Consider the following 18,793-nt stretch of genomic DNA (forward strand, 5'->3'; position numbering starts at 1 on the left):
CGATGATCCTCAGACTTGCCGGCGTTTCCAAGCGCTTCGGGGCCGTCGTCGTGGCCGACAAAATCGATCTTGACGTGGCTCGTGGCGAAGCCCTCGGCATCATCGGAGCCAATGGCGCCGGCAAGTCGAGCCTGTTCAACCTCATTACCGGCGTCGTCACACCTGATGCCGGTACGGTGAGCCTGGGAGGCCGGGACGTCACCAAGGTGTCGCTGCGCAACCGTTGCGTTGCCGGCATCGGCAGGTCGTTCCAGATTCCCCGGCCCTTCGAGAGCCTCACCGTGTTCGAGAACCTGCTCGTCGCGTCCGAATATGGCCGCGAGCACGGCCATCGCGGCGCCAACGAGCTCTGCGGCTCCATTCTTGAGCGAACGGGGCTCGCCGCGCAGGCCAATACCCTCGCGGGCAAGCTGACTTTGCTCAACCGCAAGCGCCTCGAGATGGCGCGGGCCCTCGCCACCCAGCCCGACATCGTGCTGCTCGACGAAATCGCCGGCGGGCTGACCGAGGCCGAGTGCCACGAACTCGTGGCCTTCATCCGCCAGCTCAACCAGGAGGGCGTGACCATCGTGTGGATCGAGCATGTGGTGCACGCGCTGCTGTCGGTGGTCAGTCGCCTCGTGGTGCTCGAGTTCGGCCGCAAGATCGCCGACGGCGAACCTCATGCGGTGATGAACGACCCCGAAGTGCGTCGCTCCTATCTGGGCATAGACGATGAGGTCGCCGCATGACGGCCCTGCTCGAAACCCGCGGCCTCGAAGTGTTCTACGGCGATTTCCAGGCTGTCTTCGGCGTCGATTTCGAGGTGGCGGAAGGCGAGACCGTCGCCATCATCGGCGCGAATGGCGCGGGCAAGTCCTCGTTTCTGAAGGCGCTGGCCGGGCTCGTCAAAAGCCGGCCCGACGGCATCCTGCTCGATGGCCGGCCGGTGGGTGGAAAGCCGGCCTACGAAATCGTCAAATCCGGCGTGGCGCTGGTTCCCGAAGGCCGCCGCCTCTTCCCGTCGATGTCTGTGGCCGACAATCTGCGCATGGGCGAAAACGGCCGCAGCGGCGATCGTGGGTGGACCTACGAGACCGTGTGCGATCTCTTTCCCATCCTGCGCGAGCGTGCCGACCAGCTGGCGCCCACTCTGTCGGGCGGGCAGCAGCAGATGGTGGCCATAGGCCGGGCGCTGATTTCCAATCCCCGCGTGCTGCTCTGCGACGAGATCAGCCTCGGGCTGTCGCCGGCGGCGGTCAAGGACGTCTATGCCGCGATCACCGAGATCAAGAAGCGCGGCACCACGATCGTCATCGTCGAGCAGGACCTCAACGCTGCCCTGGGCGCCGCAGACCGTATCTATTGTTTCCTCGAGGGCAAGGTCAGTCTGACCGGGCGGGCCGATGAATTCGACCGGTCGCAGATCCTCGCGGCCTATTTTGGAAGCTAGCGGATGGATTATCTCAACACCATCGTGCAAGGCGTTCTGCTCGGCGGGCTTTATGCCCTCTATGCCGCCGGGCTGTCGCTGATCTTCGGGGTGATGCGGCTCATCAACCTCGCGCATGGCGATCTGATCGTGCTGGCGGCCTTCGTGCTGCTCGCCATGGTCAGCGCCTTGGGCCTGCCTCTGCCGGTTGCGCTGCTCATCCTTTTGCCCTTCGCCTTCGCGCTGGGGTGGGGGTTGCAGCGCTTTCTCCTCAACCGCACGCTGGGCGATGACATCCTCCTGCCGCTGCTGGTGACCTTCGGGCTCCAGATCCTCATCCAGAACGGCCTGCTGGTGGCCTTCAGCGCCGACAGCCGCAAGCTGTCGCTTGGCGCGCTCGAGACGCAGTCGGTCAATCTGCTCGGCCTGTCGGTCGGGCTCGTGCCGCTCATCACCTTCGCCGTCGCGGTGGTCGTGCTGGGGGCGCTGAGCTACATCTTCTACGGCACCGGGCTGGGCCGCCGCCTGCGGGCGACCTCGGATTCCACCGAGGTGGTGCAGCTGATGGGCGTCAATCCCCGCGTCATCTTCGCCATCGCGATGGGCATTTCGTTCGTGGTGCTCACCATTGCGGCGTTCTTCATGGGCGTGCGCTCCAATTTCGATCCGAGCGTCGGCCCGGCGCGGCTGCTCTACGCCTTTGAGGCGGTGGTGATCGGCGGGCTCGGCAGTCTCTGGGGCACGCTTGCGGGGGGCATCATCCTCGGGGTTGCCCAGGCGATCGGGGCCCGCATCAATCCGGAATGGCAGATCCTGGCAGGGCATCTGGTCTTCCTCGTGTTCATCATTGTCCGGCCGCGTGGCCTGTTTCCCAAGCAGTAGCGTCATGTCTTCACCCCAGCCTGCCGCAGCACCGGAACCCGCCACAGGCCGCTATCGCGTCCGCGTCGCCACGCGCACCGCCAAGGCCTTCTGGCTCGTCGCCATCGTCATCATCGCCGTCCTCGTCTTTGCGCCCGCCTTCGCCTCGCGGCCCATGCTGCAGGATCTGATCCTCGTGTTCCTCCTCGCCTCGCTGGCGCTGTGCTGGAACCTCATGGCCGGATATGCCGGGCTGATCTCGGTGGGCCAGCAGGCCTTTGTCGGCCTCGGGGGCTATGCGCTGTTCGCGCTCATCATCGTGGGCGGGTTCGATCCGCTGCTGTCGATCCCGGTCGCGGCGCTGATCGTCGCCCTCTTGTCGATCCCGGTCGGCACGCTGGTGTTTCGCATGCAGGGCGCCTATTTCGCGGTGGTGACCTGGGTGGTCGCCGAAGTCTTCCGCCTGCTGCTGGCCCAATGGCGCGAACTGGGCGGGGGCACCGGCACGTCCCTGCCACGGTCGGCCACCAACGACATGATCGGGCTCGATTTCGTCGCCGAACTCTTCGGGGTGCGCAGCGCGGCGGCGCGCGAGATCATCATCTACTGGGCGGCCTTGTTCACGGTCGTGCTGGTGGTGGGGGGCTGCTACTACCTGCTGCGCTCGCGCGTCGGGCTCGCGCTCCGTGCCATCAAGGATGGCGAGGTGGCGGCGCAGAGCGTCGGGGTCAGCACCACGCGCATCAAGTTCGCCATCTACCTCTTCGCGGCCTTCTGCGCCGGGCTCGTGGGGGCCATCTACTTCCTACAGACCTCGCGCATCTCGCCCGATGCCGCCTTCTCGCTGCTCGACTGGACGGCCTACATCATCTTCATCGTGGTGATCGGCGGGCTCGCCACCATCGAGGGGCCGATCATCGGCGCCATCCTCTTCGTTCTCCTGCGCAACACGCTGTCGGGTTATGGCCCCTGGTACCTCATCGTGCTCGGTGTGCTGGGCATCGGCGTCATGCTGCTGGCGCCCAAGGGCATCTGGGGCAATTTCTCCCAGTGGACCGGCATCCACCTGTTCCCCACGCGCAGGCGCATCGAGATCGTTTCTCAAGCTTCCAAGGATGCCAGATGACAGCCAGGGTCAGTGCAATGGCCGACCACGAGGCCCTTAACCCGCTGACGCGCCAGGTCGTCGCAAGCTTCGAGGCCGCCCCGGATCCGCGCCTGCGCCAGGTGATGCAGTCGCTGGTCATGCACCTTCATGCCTTTGCCGAGGATGTGCAACTGACCATGTCTGAATGGGAGGCCGCCATCGGCTTCCTGACCCAGACCGGCCAGAAATGCGACGACAAGCGGCAGGAATTCATCCTGCTCTCCGATACGCTCGGGCTTTCGATGCTGGTCGACGCCATCAACCACAAGACCACGGGTGGCGTCACGGAAACCACGGTGCTCGGGCCGTTCTACGTGCCCCCGCTGGCCGAGACGCCCTCGGGCAGCGACATTGCCGGGGATACCGAAGGCACGCCGCTGCATGTCGTGGCGCAGGTCACGAGCCCCGATGGGGCGCCTGTGGCGGATGCCTGGGTCGATGTCTGGCAGGCCGATGATGACGGCTATTATGATGTGCAGAAGCCGGGGCAGACGGAAAACCTGCGTGCCCGTTTCCGCACCGATGCCGAGGGCCGCGTGTCGTTCTGGTCCATCGTGCCGACCTCCTATCCCATCCCCACCGATGGGCCGGTGGGCAGGATGCTGGGCGCAGTGGGGCGTCATCCCTATCGACCCGCTCATGTGCATTTCATGATCGGCAAGGATGGCTACGAAACCCTCGTGACGCATCTGTTCATGGCTGGCGACGCCTATCTGCACAGCGACGCCGTCTTCGGGGTCAAGGACGAGTTGATCGTCACCCCCCTCGATGTCGCTGAGGGCGCGACGGAGGCGGGCGATCGCGTCGGCCCGCATAAGCGGCTCGACTATGTCTTCGGCCTGCGCCCCAGTGCCCCAGCGGCCTGACGGGCGGGCGATAGACCACAAGGACGGCGCGGTCCTCGTTTTCGGCGCAAGCCGGGGTCTGGGCCGGGCCACTTGCCTCGCGCTCGCGGCAGCGGGCTTCCCGGTCGTTCTGGGCTGCCGCAATCCCGGCGATGGCGAGGATGCGATGGCTGAGATCGTCGCCTCGGGCGGCCGGGCCCTCTGCGTCGCCGTCGACGTGACCGATCATGCGAGCGTGTCGCAGGCGGTTGCCACCGCCTGCGACTTCGCCTCCGGGCTTGCGGCCATCGTCAACAACGCCGCGATCGTCACGCCCCTGGCGCGGCTCCATCTCGGCGATCCCGACGCGTGGGCCGAGGCCATGCGGGTCAACGTGCTCGGCCCCTACAACGCCATCCGCGCCGCCTTGCCGGTGCTGCGTCGGGGCGGCGTGATCGTCAATCTTTCGAGCGGCGCCGCGCATCGCCCCGTCGAAGGCTGGAGCGCCTATTGCGCCTCGAAAGCCGCGCTCGCCATGCTGACGCGCAGCGTCTTTGCCGAATATGGCGACGTCGTTCGCGTCTATGGTGTGCAGCCAGGCCTGCTCGATACGGACATGCAGGCAGAGATCCGCGCCTCCGGCCTCGGGCCGCCGAGCCGCCTGCCGCGCTCGGCCCTTGCCGATGTCGCGGGCGCCGCCCGTGCGATCGCCTGGCTGGTGCGCACGGCGCCGGCCGATCTCTCTGGCACCGAGATCGACGTGGATGGCGTCGCCCTGCGCCGGCGGATGGACGGGGGCTGAGCGCTGACGCTAGCGCGGGCTGCCGAACCGGGGCGGCGCGCCGGCGGCAAGGTTGGCCAGCATCGCATCGAGCATCATGGTTTCGGCATCCAGCGCTTCATGGCCTCGGCCGGGAAAGAGGTCCGCCCGCAGTGCCAGCTTCTGCCGCCCCATCTCGAACATCGCCTCGGTTGTTGCCGAGAGGGGTATCCAGGGGTCGGCGTCGCTGCCGGTGAGATAGGCCGGCAGGTTGGCCGGCGCCCGCGCGGGCCGGTCGCATTGTGCCGTTCCCACCCGGCATCCGGTCAGCGCCACCAGCGCGTCGGGCGGATCGTCGCCCATGCAGACATATTCGAGCGACAGGCAGGCCCCCTGCGAGAACCCGCCCAGCAGCAGGGGCCGTCCGGGGTAGTCGGCCCGAAGCGCAGCGATCTCGTGCCGCAGCATGCCGAAGGCCTCGTCCATCTGCGCCCGCGTCTGCGGGCTCAGCGGATCGATGGCCCTCGCATCGTACCAGGCACCCCGCGGGGCCCGCGGCAGCGCAAAGGCGATGCCCGGGGTGTGCAGCCGCATGAGCACATGCTGCTCCATCTCCTCGGGCGACTGGCCGCGACCGTGGACGAAGACGCACAGCGCCTTGACCGCGGCGCCGCTCGCACCGCGGCGCAATCCGGTCGCCTGAGGCATCAGACGAAGTCCGCCTGTTCGAGGCCGGCCCGCAGTTCGTCCTCGCGATCCTTGAACCAGGGCGGAAACACCAGCGTCTTGCCGATCGCGCCGGCCGGTTCATCCTTGGTCCAGCCTTCCGGCGTGGTCCAGGCCAGTTCGAAGAGCGCGCCACCGGGCGAGCGCACATAGCAGGACTTGAAGTAGTTGCGGTCCTTCTGTTCGGAGATGTCGGTGAAGCCGAGACCCTCGATATGGGCGCGCAGCTTGAGCTGGCTCTCCTCGTCGCCGGTATTGAGCGCCAGATGGTGGATGGTGCCGCCTGACAGCGTCCAGGTGCCCTGCGGGCTGTCGCGGTCGGTGATCACTTCCACCCGCTGGATGACGCCATTGGCATCGGGAACGCGATAGACGTCGCCTTCGGCCGTGCTGGCCTCCAGTTCGAGGGGCAGGGCGATGGTAAGAAAATCATTCATAGCCGAGGTGTCGGTCACCGCCACCACGCTGCCATAGATGCCCTTGATGCCGTGGTCGCGGCCGATGCCGAGCGCGGCATTGGTGATGGGTTCGCGCGCATCGCTGTCGCTTTCCACCAATTCATGGGGAATGCCGCAGGGATGGTTGAACACCACGCGGTCCGCGCCGAAACGGGTCACCTTGGTTGCCGTTATGCCCCGCCCGTTGAGGCGGTCGACCCAGAACGCCGATGCACCCTTCGGGATCGCCTGCAGGATGGCGCGGGACTGGTTGGTGCCGCGCCGGCCATAGACGCCGGGCTTGCGGAAGGGGAAAGTGGTGATGATGGTGGAGGCATCGCCATCGGGCGAGCCGTAATAGAGGTGATAGACCGGCAGCACGCCATCGAACAGCACGGTGCGCTTCACCGAATGCAGGCCCAGGGTCTTGGTGTAGAAATCGAAGTCTTCCTGCGCACCATCCGTCGACAGCGTCAGATGGTGATAACCGCTGATCTTGCTCATGAGCGTTCCTCCCGAGGCATTGGGTGCCGGCCCGATGGGCCTCAGCACAAGGTCATGGCGGACCGTCCCGGTGGCGCAGGGCGCGCGGCCGTGCTGCCGCAGGCCGGGTTGGGTCCGACATCTCCATCCGAATGTGGCATGGGGCGGCTTGCCGATTGATGAGTTGTGCGCAGATCAATATAGCAGTGTGCTATGAAGCTGAACGAGCGCCACCTGATCCAGTTGTCGGCCGTCGTCGATGCCGGTGGCGTTTCCGAAGGCGCGGCGCTTTTAGGCATGACGCAATCGGCGGTGAGCCGTTCGCTCTCGATGCTCGAGGCCCGCATCGGCGAGCCCCTCTTCGTACCGGGTCGCAGGCCATTGCAGCCGACAGCCCTGGGCAGCCAGCTCGCGATCCATGGCCGCGCCATCCTCGCAGCGTCCCGGCGCGCCACCGATGCGGTGCAGGGCCATCTCAAGGGCACGAGCGGGGTCGTTCGCGTTGGCGGCGTGCCGTTCTTCATGGATGCCCTGATCAGCCAGATGCTCGCCGAATTCCACCGAGAGGAGCCTGAGGTCAGCGTCCAGCAGAGCTATGGCAACCTGCCCGATCTCGTCTCCGGCCTCAGCGCCGGCCTCATCGATCTGGGCATCGTTCCGGTGGGGTCGACCCATCCCGGCCCGCAATTCGAGTTCACCGAACTGCTGCGCGGCCGCAACATCGTGGCCTGCCGGGTGGGGCACCCCTTGCTCCGCCGCCGCCTTTTAAAGGCCAATGACCTTTCGGCCTATCCCTGGATCGCGCCCCTGCCGGGCTCGCCTCTGCTCTCGGATCTGCAGATGATCCTGATGAGCATCGGCGTGCCGGAACTTCACATCCGCTATTCGGGCGGGTCCCTGATGAGCGTCGTCAACTTCCTCGCCGATTCCGACGCTCTGGCGGTCCTGCCGTTCTCGGTGCTGTTTGCCATGCGCAAGGACAATCGCGTCGCCGTCGTGCCCTTCGCCATTCCGCAGCCGGATCGCAATCTGGGCATTCTGAGGCTCGTCGATGCGCCGCGCGCCCCCGCAACGGACCGGCTGGTGCTCCACCTCGTCGCAGTCTTCGACACCCTGCGCCACGTCATCAGGCGCCACGAGGATGCGCTGGTGTGGAGCGCCTGACCGACCGGAAGCCCGGTCGGGGCAGGGCGCCTCGACCGACATCCGGGCAGGGACAGCAGGCCTCAGTCGCCGCTCACTCGGCCGCTGCCGCCGCGCTCGCCGCGTCCTCGTCGCGCGTCATCATCCGGCGGGCCGCGTCGCAGACGGTGTCGCAGAAGGTGCGGAACGGGTCGAGGCTCAGCAGGTGGCGCGGCATGATCAGCACCACCTCTCGGGCATATTCGCCCAGGTCGAAATATTTGAGCCGGTTGCGCAGCCCCGGGGGCAGGTTGCTCAAGAGCGACATCGGCACATGCGCCGTGGCGAGGCCCGCCGCCACGATATCGAGCGAGACCTGATTGGTCATGCTGCCGAAAAACGGCGAGGCGAACGGCAGGCGGTGGCGATACCAGTCATCGCTCCAAGCGCCCCAGGAGAGTGCGCTGCTGATCTTCACATAGCGCGAAAGCGCCGCATAATCGGGCCGCGTGAACTGGCTGCCGGCAAGGATGCGCCCGATGGAATCGTCGGGCGCATCCGACGGCACGATCCACACGATCCTGTCGCGCCAGAGCCGCTCCACATGCAGCGACGAGCGCGAGCCCCCGATGCTCGCAGCGCTCACGACCCCGCAATTGAGCCGGTGCGTGTTGACCATCTCAACCACTTCGTCGGAGCTCGCGCCCACCAGATATTCGACGCGCGAAATCTGACCGGTATCGAGCGCCGCCCGCGCCGTGAGCGCGGTGAAATGGCTGCGCAGCGACGGTGTCGTGCCAAAGCGCAGGCTCAGATTCTTTTCGTCGAACATCACCCTGTGCTGTTCGGCCGCACCATCGAGTTCCCCCATCACGTCGGTGGCGACGCGGAACCAGAATTCGCCGGCCGCCGTCAGCCTGATGGCAGCGGATTTGCCGCGCACGATCAGCTGGGTGCCGAGCTCTTCCTCGAATTTGGCGAGATGCTGCGACAGGGTAGGCTGTGACAGCCCGATGCTGCGCGTCGCCTGGCTGATCGAGCCGGCAACCACCACGGCATGCAGGATCTGCAACTGCTTGAGCGTCAGGTTCAATCGTGGCGTCCCGTATCCGCGCGCCCCGGGGCGCGCGTCCGTGCACGAGGTTGTGCGGCGGCCATGTCATCCTCCTCCTCGGGCACCTGCGAGCCGGCCTTCGGACCGGCTTCTTGCAGCGAGGGTTCGTCCGGAAGGGCGGGCGTGAAATTTCAGGCGCCGGTCCGTGGTGGTACGCCGAGTTGCAGCGCGGCGCAACCCGGAGCAGGAACCCTTCGAGGGTCTGGGCGCTTCCGCTGCGGCGTCGCTTGGATTAAATCGCCGGAATGACATCGACATGATCACATCGCCATGTCGCTGTCGCCATCATTGGAGCCGATCATGACAGCCCTCAGACTTGTCCCCTTCCTGCTGCTGGCCGCCCTGCCGACCGCCGCGCTGGCCGAAACCGTCGAAGCCAACTGCACCGGAATGTTCGACCTCGACATCTACCAGATCGATCTCGACCTGCCCCGGCAGGAGATCGAAGGGCTGGGCGAGGCCGACGTGACGGTCACTGACGAATCCATCGTCGCCAAGGGCGGGTTCGGCGAGTACCGCTTCGATCGCAAGGTCGGCACGCTTTATGTCGATGGCAGCGATTCGGGCATCTACTGCACCTATTCCACGCCCAAGGGCTGAGGGCCGTCGCATCGAGCCATTGGCAATCCCAATGTCTCGTATTGCATCGTCGTGTGACGATGGGAGTTGAGACAGCCCTGCATTTGTTAGAAGACTTCCAAGGAGCGGACCTCGTCATACAAGCCACGGGGACGGCCCTCAGGGGCGTCCCAGGCCGGAACGACAAGACGAAGTCCTTGATTTGTCGCCTGAAATGGCTCGGCCAAAACCGTGCTCGGGGGACCTACTTTGGAGGAGCTGCATGGCAATCACTCTCAACATCAATGGCAATGACGTCTCGATCGATGCCGATCCGCAAATGCCGCTGCTCTGGGCCATTCGCGAGAAGGCCGGGCTGAGCGGAACCAAGTTCGGCTGCGGTATTGCCCAGTGCGGTGCCTGCACCGTGATCATCGACGGCAGCGCCGTGCGCTCGTGCAACATCCCGGTGGCCAGCGCCGTCGGCCGTCAGCTGCGCACTATCGAGGGCGTGTCCGAGAACAACGACCATCCCGTGCAGCTGGCTTGGCAGGACCTGACGGTTCCGCAGTGCGGCTACTGCCAGTCGGGCCAGATCATGTCTGCCGTGGCCCTGCTCGAGCGCACCCCTGAGCCGTCCGATCGCGAGATCGACCAGGCCATGGCCGGCAATATCTGCCGTTGCGGTACCTATCCCCGCATCCGCGCCGCTATCCACCGTGCGGCCGAGCTGGCCAAGGCATAAGGGAGGGCAGGTCATGAATCAGATGAAGTTTACCCGTCGTAATTTCCTCCAGGTCAGCGCCACCGCGGCCGGTGCCATGGTCATCGGCTTCCATATGCCCTCCAAGGCGATGGCACAGGCCGAAGGCTCTGCCGGCACCGAGATCAATGCCTGGCTCAGCATCGATGCCAACAACATCGTCAGCATCGCCACCCCTCAGACCGAAATGGGGCAGGGTGCGTTCACCTCCGTTCCCATGATGATCGCCGAAGAGCTCGACGTTCCGTGGGAAAATGTCCGCCACGTGTTCGCCGATGCCAACCGGCACGTGAACAACGAGAACCTCTACACCACCACCTCGACCGGCGGTTCCACCACCGTGTCGCGCCGGCATCCCTACATGATGCAGGCCGGTGCTTCGGCGCGTGAGCGCCTGCGCCAGGCTGCCGCCACGCGCTGGGGCGTGCCGCTCGACCAGGTCGTTGCCAAGCAGGGCGTGCTCTCTGCCGGCTCCAACCAGGGCACCTATGGCGAATTTGCCGCCGAAGCCGCGGCGATCACGCTCGAGCAGGAACCGGCGATCAAGCCGTATGGCGACTGGTGGCTGCTGGGCACCGACGTCAAGCGTCTCGACATCCCGCTCAAGACCAATGGTTCGGCGGTGTTTGCCACCGACGTCGAGGTCGAGGGCATGGTCTATGCCGCGGTCGCGGCCTGCCCCGTGCCGGAAGGCAAGGTGGTGAGCTTCGATTTCGACGCCATCAAGGATATGCCGGGCGTCATCCAGGCGGTCGAGCTCAAGCAGACCAAGGATACGCCGACCTTCACCGACCTGCGCAGCGCCGTCGCTGTGGTGGCCGAAAGCTGGTACCAGGCCAAGAATGCCCTGGCTGCCATGCCGATCGTGTCGGATTTCGGGCGCGGCGCGGCGATCAGCAATGAGAGCCAGAATGCCGAGGCGCTGAGCCTCCTGGCCGGCACCGGCGTCGTCCTCAAGGACGAGGAAGGCAATCCGGGCAAGGGCTACGACAAGGGCGTCAACCAGGATGCCGTGCCGGGCCTGCTCGAATCGGCCACCAAGCTGGTGGTGGGCGAGGTCTATCACCGCCCCTTCGAAGCCCACGCCACGATGATGCCGCCCGCGGCCGTCGCGGACGTCAAGGAAGATCGCGTCGACGTCTGGACCTTCACCCAGGATATCGGCCGGTCGCTCAACGAAGTGGCCGACCAGCTCGGTCGCGACACCACCAATGTCTTCCTGCACCAGACCTATCTGGGTGGCGGGTTCGGCGGCGGCTACAACATGGACGTGCATCGTCAGGCTGCCGCGATCTCGGCCGCCATCGGGCGCCCCGTGAAGGTCATCCGCAGCCGCGAAGAGGACATTGGCGGCGATTCGCAGCGTCCTCCGGTATGGGGCACGTACAAGGCGGCGCTGGGCGACGATGGCCTGCCGACCGCGCTCATGACCCACTTCGTGGGTGAAGAGAAGATGCCGAACTTCGCCCGCTCCAGCGTGGCGAACATGCCCTACATCATCCCGAACCGCCGGCATGAGCTGAGCCAGGTGCAGAGCCACGTTCCGATCGGCTATCACCGTGCTCCGGGCGCCAATTCCAACGGCTTCATCATCGAGCAGATGGTGGACGAGCTGGCCCAGGCCGGTGGTTGGGATCCGCTCGACTGGCGCATCAAGCTGACCGAGGGCAACGAGCCCTGGCAGCGCGTGCTGCTGGCCATGAAGGAAAAGTCGGGCTGGACGACCGATCTGGGCGATGGCGAAGGCATGGGCTGCGCGGTTGTCGAATCGCACGGCACCATCGCCGGCTGCGTGGCCACGGTGTCGGTCAGCCGTCGCGGGCAGATCTTCATCGACAAGCTGCAGTACTTCCTCAACAGCGGCTACACGATCAACCCGCTCAATGCCATCGAGCAGGCGGAAAGCTCGGCCATCTGGGAATTGAGCCATGCTATGTTCGGCGGTCTCGACCTGCGTGATGGCCGGTTCGTGAACACCAATTTCGACTCCTACCAGATGCTCCGCATGCCGGACACGCCGCCGGTTGTGGAAGTCCAGCTGGTGAACTCGGAAGATGGTTGGTGGGGTGGTCTCGGCGAGCCCGCCGGTCCCCCGACCCCGCCGGCGATCGCCAACGCGATCTTCTACGCCAGCGGCACCCGCATCCGCACGACGCCCTTCACAAAGGCGACGATCTGATCGCATCCTCGAAAGCAGGACCCTCGAGGGGGTCCTGCCATCGAACGAAAAAGGCGCCCGCGGGCGCCTTTTTTTATGCTGGACGTTGGGAGTGGGCAGGAGCCTTCGAAGAAGCCTCCCGCTCCTGCCTCGCGGCCGTCTTCAGCCGAAGAGCCGCCCGGTCAGCGTCTCGTACCAGCTTACGGCATAATCGGCTTCGGCCTGCCGGAAGCCATCGGCGACCTCAAGGGGGCTGTTGCCGCCCGAGCCCTCGACCGATTTCAGCAGCCCTTCGCCATTGACGCGATAGACCCCGGCGACCGAGATGCCGTAATCGGGGGCAATGAGGCTGTAGCAGGTGTTGAGCAGCACGCCCTGCGGCGGCGCTTCGCTGCGCAGCAGCGCAGCCACGACATGGGCGCAGACGTTGCCCTGCACCGAGGCTGAAAAGCCGCTCTTGGGCATGTCGCCCACGATCGCCGCATCGCCCAGCACATGCACGCCCGGAACGATCTCGGATTCGAACGTCGCCTGGTCGATCTGGCACCATTCGCCCGATCCCGTCAGGCCAGAGGCGATCGCCACCGCCGCGGCCCTTTGGGGCGGAATGAAATTGACCACGTCGCCCACAAAAGTCTCGAACGGCGTCTCGATCTCGAGCGTCGTGGGATCGACCCCGAGCACGCCGCCGCTTTCGGCAAACGGCACGTGCCGGATCATGCCGGGATAGCGCTCGGCCCAGGCCTGTTCGAAAAGCGCCTGTTTCGAAAAACTGTCCTTGCCATCGACGATGATGATCTTGGCAGTCGGATTGTTGCGGCTGAGATAGTGCGCCACGAGGCTGGCCCGCTCATAGGGGCCCGGCGGACAGCGATAGGGATTGTCGGGCACCGCCATCAGGAAGGTGCCGCCCTCGCGCATCGCGGCAAGCTTGTCGCGCAGCAACTCGGTCTGCGGCCCCGCTTTCCAGGCATGCGGCATGATCTCGGCGGCGGCCTCGTCATAGCCGGGCACCGCATCGAATTTGAGCGCTATGCCGGGCGAGACGATGGCGCGGTCGAAGGGCAGTTCGTCGCCCCCCTCAAGCACCACCACGCGGCGCTCGCCGTCGATGCGCTCGGCCAGCCCCTGGCGGATGATCACGCCCTGCGCTGCGAGGCTCTCATAGCCGAAGGTGATGGCCGACATGGGCCGCTCGCCGGCGATGACGAGGTTCGAGAACGGACAGGTGGAATAGCTCTCGCCTTCCACCACCAGCGTTACCTCGATGGCCTGGTCGATGGCCTTGAGTTCGCGGGCAGCCGCGACGCCGCCGAAGCCGCCTCCTACCACGACGACTTTCGCGCTGCCGCTGGCGATCGCGGGCGCGGCGAGCAGGCCGCCGGCAAAGGCGGAGGTCAAGGCAATGGCTTCGCGGCGGTTGAACCGGTTCATTGCGCGGCTCCTTCCAGCCCTGAAACATAAGTGGCGAGCGCCTCGATCTCGGCCGGGCTCAGCGCCTTCACGAAGCGGTGCATGATGGTGGTGTCGCCCGCGCTCTGGCCCATGCGCGTCATCGCCTCGACCAGTTCGGCCGCCGGCCGGCCCTCGATCGGCGGTATGGCCGTCGCGGCGGTCGCATCGGCGTGGCAGGCCCGGCAGGAGAGATAAGTCAGCGCCTCAGGTGAAGACTCCGCTCTTGCCGGGCCGGCCATCAGGGCCAGACCCAAGAATGCCAGCATCCTCACCATAACCGGTCTCTCTGTTGTTGCGTATGCCGGACCAGACTGGCACGGTGCCGCATTGGAAATCCAAATCGCTGATATCCGCCGATCCAATACCCATGGCGTCTACATTGCAATGAATTTGCCGTGCTCTCGCGGCACCAACGCGGTCAGACCAACCGCAACAGCAGGATCTGACGTATGAAATTGACGCGGCGCTCGATGTGCCTGGGCGCGTTATCGCTTGCCGCGTTGGCTGGCGTCTGGCCTGCTCTTGCGACGGAAGCCGATGTGCGGGCCGCCATCGCCGATGATTTCGGGGCGCTGCCCGAGCTCGAGACGCTGCCCGATGGTGGCATCGCCATCGAGCTCCCCGAATTCTCGGATTCGGGCAAGTCCGTGCCGCTGACGGTCACTGTGCCCGCCTCGATGACGGGTGATGACTATCCCGAGATCGTCGCGGTCTATGCCGCGCGCAATCCTCGCCCGCGCGTCTGCCGGGTGTTCTTCACGCCGGCCTGCGCCGAAGCCCGCTTTTCCACCCGCATCCGCATCGATTCCTATCAGGATGTGACCATCATGGTGCGGATGGCGGATGGCCGGGTGTTCCGCGCCGTCCGCAAGGTCGACGTGACCTATGGCGCCTGCGAGGACCCGATCGCCAACGAGCAGTTCCCGCCCGGCTGGTCGCCCAGCATGCGGGTCTCCGTGCCCAAGGTGGTGATCACGGGATCCGAGGCCGAGATCCGCACCATCATCGGCCATCCGATGGAAACCGGCTTCCGCCACAATATCCAGGGCCTCCTGATCCCCGTGCGCATCGCCGAAACCTTCCGCTGCATGCGCGATGGCGAGACGCTGTTTTCTGTCAAGCTCGAGCCGGCCATCGCCGCCAACCCCTATTTCGCCTTTTCGCTCAAGGCCGAGGCCAGCGCCGATCTGCGTTTCGAATGGGATGATACGACCGGTGAGGTCTATTCAACCACCGCCGAGCTCGTCGTTGCCTAGCCCGAGCGCAATCCGGCGCGCGCCGGCACGGAGCCGGCACGGATTTGTGCTGGCGGGCGCCGTGCTTGCGTTCGGAGCCTGTGCCGTCCCGTCGCTGGGTTGGGATACGGCCCATCTCAACCAGTTGCGCGGCTCCAATTCCTGTCCCGGCTGCGATCTTTCGGGCAGCTATCTGGCGCGGGCCGACCTTCGCGCGGCCGATCTGGCGCGTTCGGACCTTGAAGGGGCGCGGCTCGATCACGCCATCCTCATCGGGGCGCGGATGGCGGGGGCGCAACTGGCCGGAGCCGACCTGCGCGGCAGCAATCTGTTTTACGCCGATCTCTCGGGCGCCGATCTCAGCGGGGCGCGCCTCACGGGCGCCAATCTCGCGGGGGCCACGCTGGCCGGCGCCGATCTGGGCGAGGCCGATCTGGGCGGCGCCAATCTCTTTCGTGCCGATCTCACCGCCGCAAGGCTCGCCAACAGCGACCTTGCCAATGCCAGTCTCGATGGGGCCAACCTCACGGGCGCGGTGATCGAGGGCGCAAAACTGGAGGGGGCCCGCCTTTGCCGGGCGAGGATGCCGGATGGCCGGATTGCCGATGATGCGCAGTGCTGAACAGACCCCTGCTGCCGGGACGCTGAGCCCGGTTCGGCTCGCAACAGCGCTGAGGCTCCTGCTGCTGGTGATGGCCCTCTGGCTCTGCCAGATGGTCGCGGCCGCCGCCCAGTCCGAAGGCTCGGGCGGCCCGCTGCTCGATCGGCTGACCCCCGAGGTCGTGGAAGCAGTCTTTCCCGGCATCACGCGGGTCGAGCTCGTCGAGGATGACGGGCCGGCCGCCGCCGCCGCCTATGCCGGCGAGGAGATGGCCGGGTACATCTTTTCCACCCTCGATGTGCTGCGCGCCCCGGGCTATTCGAGCACGCCCTTCGATGTGGTGGCCGGCGTGGGCCTCGATGGCCGCGTGACCGGGGCCGTGGTGCTCTTTCACCGCGAACCTTACCTCATGAACGACGAGCGCCGCACGGGCCAGCTCGTGACCTTCCTCCATGCGCTTGAGGGGCTCGAAAGCCGGCTGGGCGCCACTGGCGGGCTCGAACCGGGCTTCGTGGCCGGCGCGACGATCTCGGCGCGCGCGATGCGCAATGCCGTGCTCGAAGGCGCCGGCATGGTGCTGGGCTATCGCACCGAGATGGTGGTGGTGACCGAACCCACCATCGACACCATCAATTTCAAGCCCATGAGCGCCGACGAGCTCACCGACATGGGTGCGCTGGCGCGGGCGCGAATCACCAATGCCGATCTTGCTGCCGCCATGGAACAGGCCGGGCTGGGCGATTACCTGCCCGAGATCCCCACGGTCGGCGGGCCCAACGATCTTTATGCCGATATCGTCTTCGGCTACGCCAACCCGCCCAAGATCGGCCGCAACGGGGTCACCGCCGAAACCTTCGACCAGCTGGTCAACGGCACGCCCGAAGGTACCATGGCGATCTATGCCGGCTCGCTGGGCGGTGTGTTCGACCATCGCGGGGCGCGCTTCAACAATCTCTCAGCGGGGCTCCTGCTCGAGCGCATCAGCGTCGAGCAGGGCGGCAAGACCTTCCGCCTGCACAAGCCCGACGTCATCTTCTCGCGCGGCAAGATCGCCGACCTGCTGCTTCTGCCCCCCGATGCCCAGTTCGATCCGATGGCCCCCTGGACGGCGCAGATCTACGCTTCGGCGCGCCTGCCCGATGGCAGCCTCAGGCAGTTCCAGCTCGCCGATCTCGACTATTCCCTGCCGCCCGAGATGATCCTGATGCCCCCCCCGGTGCTGGCGCCGGCCTGGGCCGAGCCGTGGATCGAGGGCTGGCCGGAGATTGCCATCCTCGTGGTGGCGCTTTCGGTGCTTACAGCGATCCTCGTCTTCCAGGGGCAATTGACGCGGCGGCGCAAGCTGCACCTCTGGGTGCGCAACGGCTTTTTGCTGTTCACCCTCGTCTGGATCGGCTGGATCGCCGGGGCGCAGCTCTCGATCGTCCATGTCATCAACTACATCAAGGCGCCGTTCTCCGATCTGGGCTTCGCGTTCTACCTCGCCGAACCGCTGATCGTGATTCTCTCGATCTACACGGCCGTCTCGCTCGTGCTTTTGGGGCGCGGGGTGTTCTGCGGCTGGCTCTGCCCATTCGGTGCGCTGCAGGAATTGCTCGCCAAGGTCGCACGCGCGCTCAAGCTGCCGCAGTGGAACCCCTCCGAGACCCTGCAGCGCCAGCTCTGGTGGGGCAAATATGCCTCGCTCGCGCTGATCCTCGTTCTGGTGTTCGTGGCGCCCGACCTCTCCTCGATCGCGCAGGAAATCGAGCCCTTCAAGACCGCGATCACCGCCATGTTCGCCCGGGCGCTGCCCTATGTGATCTATGCCGTGATCCTTCTGGGCATCGGGCTCTTCACCGAACGCGCTTTCTGCCGCTTCCTCTGCCCGCTGGGGGCGACGCTGGCGGTGCTCGACAGGCTCCATCTCATCGAGATGCTGAAGCGCCGGCCCGAATGCGGCAATCCCTGTCATCTCTGCGAGCGGTCCTGCCCGGTCAGGGCCATCGAAAAGTCCGGCAAGATCGTCATGGCCGAGTGCTTCCAGTGCCTCGATTGCCAGGTCGAATATTACGACGACCATCGCTGCCCGCCGCTCTCAAAGATCCGCAAGCAGCTCGAAAAGGCCAAGCGCGGTCCGGCCCCCGCGCGTCCGGCCGTCGTGGCGCGGAAGGCGGCGTGATGGCGGGGCGCCTCAACCGGCGGCACGCCCTGCGCATCCTGGGCGCGGGTGCCGTGCTCGGGCTGGGCGCTGTCGGTCTGGGCACCATGCGCGGCCAGCCCGAGCCAAAGGTCTGGCGCGGCGAGGTGCTGGGCGCAGTCTCGGCGATGACGCTCTGGCATCCCAATCCACGCGTTGCCGAGCGCACCATCGGCCGCATGCTGGTCGAGATCGACCGGCTCGACCGCATCTTCAGCCTCTACCGCAAGGACAGCGAGCTGGTGCAGCTCAACAGCGAGGGGCGTCTCGCTGAGGCCTCGGCCGATCTGGTGCTCGTTTTCGAGGAGAGCCTGCGCATCGCCCACCTCTCGAACGGCGCCTTCGACCCCAGCATCCAGCCGCTCTGGCAGTTCAAGGCGCGCGGCGGCGGGAGCAAGGAGGAACTCGGGCAGGTGCTGGGCCTCGTCGACCACGCCGCCATCGATCTTGGCGCCCGCAGCATCGGCTTTGCCCGGCCCGGCATGGCGGCCACCCTCAACGGCATCGCGCAGGGCCACATCACCGACCGCATTACCGATCTCCTCGTCAATGACGGGTTCGAGCAGGCGATGGTGGAGCTGGGCGAAACCCGGGCCCTGGGCTCGGCGCCCGGCGGGCGGCCTTTTGCCGTCGGGCTCGTCGACCCGGCGGATCCGCGCGCCATCGCCCGGCAGGTGGAGCTTGCGAGCGCCGGGCTCGCCGTCTCGGGCGGCTATGGCCTGCGCCTTGATGCCGAAGGCGGCAACCACGTCATCGATCCGGCGACGGGCACTAGCCCCGGCGATCTTACGCAGGTGGCGGTCATCTCGCCGCGCTCGATCTGGGCCGACGCGCTCTCCACCGCCATCAGCGTTGCCGGCGAAGCCGCGGCGCCCCGGCTCCTGGCTGCCTATCCCGAAAGTCGCGCCATCCTCTGGCGCGCCGATGGCACGGTCGTCGAGGCTTAGAGCGTTCCGAGC

General features: G+C 66.3%; 19 protein-coding genes. 14 read left to right on the forward strand and 5 right to left on the reverse strand.

The features are described from left to right. The first annotated feature begins 2 nt into the window (after positions 1-2). The 6 genes from BT183_RS20010 to BT183_RS20035 are packed head-to-tail and all read left to right on the forward strand — an operon-like array spanning position 3 to position 5,045. Entirely contained in the window at positions 3-731 is a 729-nt protein-coding gene (locus tag BT183_RS20010) for an ABC transporter ATP-binding protein (RefSeq protein WP_072346887.1), read from the forward strand. Continuing rightward, positions 728-1,432 (forward strand): ABC transporter ATP-binding protein, encoded by a 705-nt coding sequence (locus BT183_RS20015; protein WP_072346888.1) that lies wholly within the window; start codon positions 728-730, stop codon positions 1,430-1,432. The genes BT183_RS20010 and BT183_RS20015 overlap by 4 nt, the downstream gene beginning before the upstream one ends. A 3-nt stretch (positions 1,433-1,435) precedes the next feature. Next, a complete protein-coding gene (locus BT183_RS20020; protein WP_072346889.1) occupies positions 1,436-2,293 on the forward strand; it encodes a branched-chain amino acid ABC transporter permease in 858 nt (285 codons plus the stop codon). Positions 2,294-2,297: 4 nt separating this feature from the next. Then, entirely contained in the window at positions 2,298-3,398 is a 1,101-nt protein-coding gene (locus tag BT183_RS20025; protein WP_072346890.1) for a branched-chain amino acid ABC transporter permease, read from the forward strand. Next, a complete protein-coding gene (locus BT183_RS20030; RefSeq protein WP_425290590.1) occupies positions 3,395-4,285 on the forward strand; it encodes a dioxygenase family protein in 891 nt (296 codons plus the stop codon). Before BT183_RS20025 ends, BT183_RS20030 begins: the two co-directional genes overlap by 4 nt. After that, positions 4,269-5,045 (forward strand): SDR family NAD(P)-dependent oxidoreductase, encoded by a 777-nt coding sequence (locus BT183_RS20035; RefSeq protein WP_177282667.1) that lies wholly within the window; start codon positions 4,269-4,271, stop codon positions 5,043-5,045. Before BT183_RS20030 ends, BT183_RS20035 begins: the two co-directional genes overlap by 17 nt. 9 nt (positions 5,046-5,054) lie before the next feature. On the opposite strand, the gene BT183_RS20040 is transcribed toward BT183_RS20035, so the two are convergent. Together BT183_RS20040 and BT183_RS20045 are read right to left on the reverse strand one after the other, a co-directional pair. After that, positions 5,055-5,711 carry an alpha/beta hydrolase gene (locus BT183_RS20040; RefSeq protein WP_072346893.1) on the reverse strand — a complete coding sequence of 219 codons (657 nt, stop codon included), beginning with the start codon at positions 5,709-5,711 and terminating at the stop codon, positions 5,055-5,057. Then, complete coding sequence (locus BT183_RS20045; RefSeq protein WP_072346895.1) at positions 5,711-6,670, reverse strand: VOC family protein; 960 nt, start codon at positions 6,668-6,670, stop codon at positions 5,711-5,713. The genes BT183_RS20040 and BT183_RS20045 overlap by 1 nt, the downstream gene beginning before the upstream one ends. A 192-nt stretch (positions 6,671-6,862) precedes the next feature. On the opposite strand from BT183_RS20045, the gene BT183_RS20050 reads away from it, so the two are divergent. Then, entirely contained in the window at positions 6,863-7,813 is a 951-nt protein-coding gene (locus BT183_RS20050) for a LysR family transcriptional regulator (RefSeq protein ID WP_072346897.1), read from the forward strand. A 73-nt stretch (positions 7,814-7,886) separates the two neighbouring features. Here BT183_RS20050 and BT183_RS20055 read toward each other — a convergent pair whose 3' ends face one another. Further along, the gene (locus BT183_RS20055) at positions 7,887-8,864 is read right to left on the reverse strand and encodes a LysR family transcriptional regulator (RefSeq protein ID WP_084603727.1); all 978 of its coding nucleotides are present in this window, start codon (positions 8,862-8,864) and stop codon (positions 7,887-7,889) included. Between the two features lie 321 nt (positions 8,865-9,185). On the opposite strand from BT183_RS20055, the gene BT183_RS20060 reads away from it, so the two are divergent. The 3 genes from BT183_RS20060 (at position 9,186) to BT183_RS20070 (ending at position 12,385) form a co-directional block, all read left to right on the forward strand. Continuing rightward, positions 9,186-9,485 (forward strand): hypothetical protein, encoded by a 300-nt coding sequence (locus BT183_RS20060; RefSeq protein WP_143145926.1) that lies wholly within the window; start codon positions 9,186-9,188, stop codon positions 9,483-9,485. Positions 9,486-9,726: 241 nt separating this feature from the next. Then, complete coding sequence (locus BT183_RS20065; RefSeq protein ID WP_072346903.1) at positions 9,727-10,188, forward strand: (2Fe-2S)-binding protein; 462 nt, start codon at positions 9,727-9,729, stop codon at positions 10,186-10,188. A gap of 13 nt (positions 10,189-10,201) precedes the next feature. Next, the gene (locus tag BT183_RS20070; RefSeq protein WP_084603728.1) at positions 10,202-12,385 is read left to right on the forward strand and encodes a molybdopterin cofactor-binding domain-containing protein; all 2,184 of its coding nucleotides are present in this window, start codon (positions 10,202-10,204) and stop codon (positions 12,383-12,385) included. A gap of 141 nt (positions 12,386-12,526) precedes the next feature. Here the strand turns inward: BT183_RS20070 and BT183_RS20075 are convergent, their stop codons facing one another. Further along, on the reverse strand, positions 12,527-13,798 hold the full coding sequence (locus BT183_RS20075) for an NAD(P)/FAD-dependent oxidoreductase (protein ID WP_072346907.1): 1,272 nt from the start codon (positions 13,796-13,798) through the stop codon (positions 12,527-12,529). Then, positions 13,795-14,073, reverse strand: a complete 279-nt coding sequence (locus BT183_RS20080) for a c-type cytochrome (protein ID WP_177282669.1) — start codon at positions 14,071-14,073, stop codon at positions 13,795-13,797. Before BT183_RS20080 ends, BT183_RS20075 begins: the two co-directional genes overlap by 4 nt. A gap of 195 nt (positions 14,074-14,268) precedes the next feature. Here BT183_RS20080 and BT183_RS20315 point away from each other — a divergent pair, with 195 nt between their 5' ends. The 4 genes from BT183_RS20315 (at position 14,269) to BT183_RS20105 (ending at position 18,781) form a co-directional block, all read left to right on the forward strand. Then, positions 14,269-15,075 carry a thiosulfate oxidation carrier protein SoxY gene (locus tag BT183_RS20315; protein ID WP_084603729.1) on the forward strand — a complete coding sequence of 269 codons (807 nt, stop codon included), beginning with the start codon at positions 14,269-14,271 and terminating at the stop codon, positions 15,073-15,075. A gap of 61 nt (positions 15,076-15,136) precedes the next feature. Then, a complete protein-coding gene (locus BT183_RS20095; protein ID WP_072347008.1) occupies positions 15,137-15,676 on the forward strand; it encodes a pentapeptide repeat-containing protein in 540 nt (179 codons plus the stop codon). Next, complete coding sequence (locus tag BT183_RS20100) at positions 15,660-17,816, forward strand: NosR/NirI family protein (RefSeq protein ID WP_072346911.1); 2,157 nt, start codon at positions 15,660-15,662, stop codon at positions 17,814-17,816. The genes BT183_RS20095 and BT183_RS20100 overlap by 17 nt, the downstream gene beginning before the upstream one ends. Beyond that, the gene (locus BT183_RS20105) at positions 17,816-18,781 is read left to right on the forward strand and encodes an FAD:protein FMN transferase (protein ID WP_072346913.1); all 966 of its coding nucleotides are present in this window, start codon (positions 17,816-17,818) and stop codon (positions 18,779-18,781) included. The genes BT183_RS20100 and BT183_RS20105 overlap by 1 nt, the downstream gene beginning before the upstream one ends. Positions 18,782-18,793 lie beyond the last annotated feature (12 nt).

The organism is Devosia enhydra (assembly GCF_900119845.1).
Classification (GTDB): domain Bacteria; phylum Pseudomonadota; class Alphaproteobacteria; order Rhizobiales; family Devosiaceae; genus FPKU01.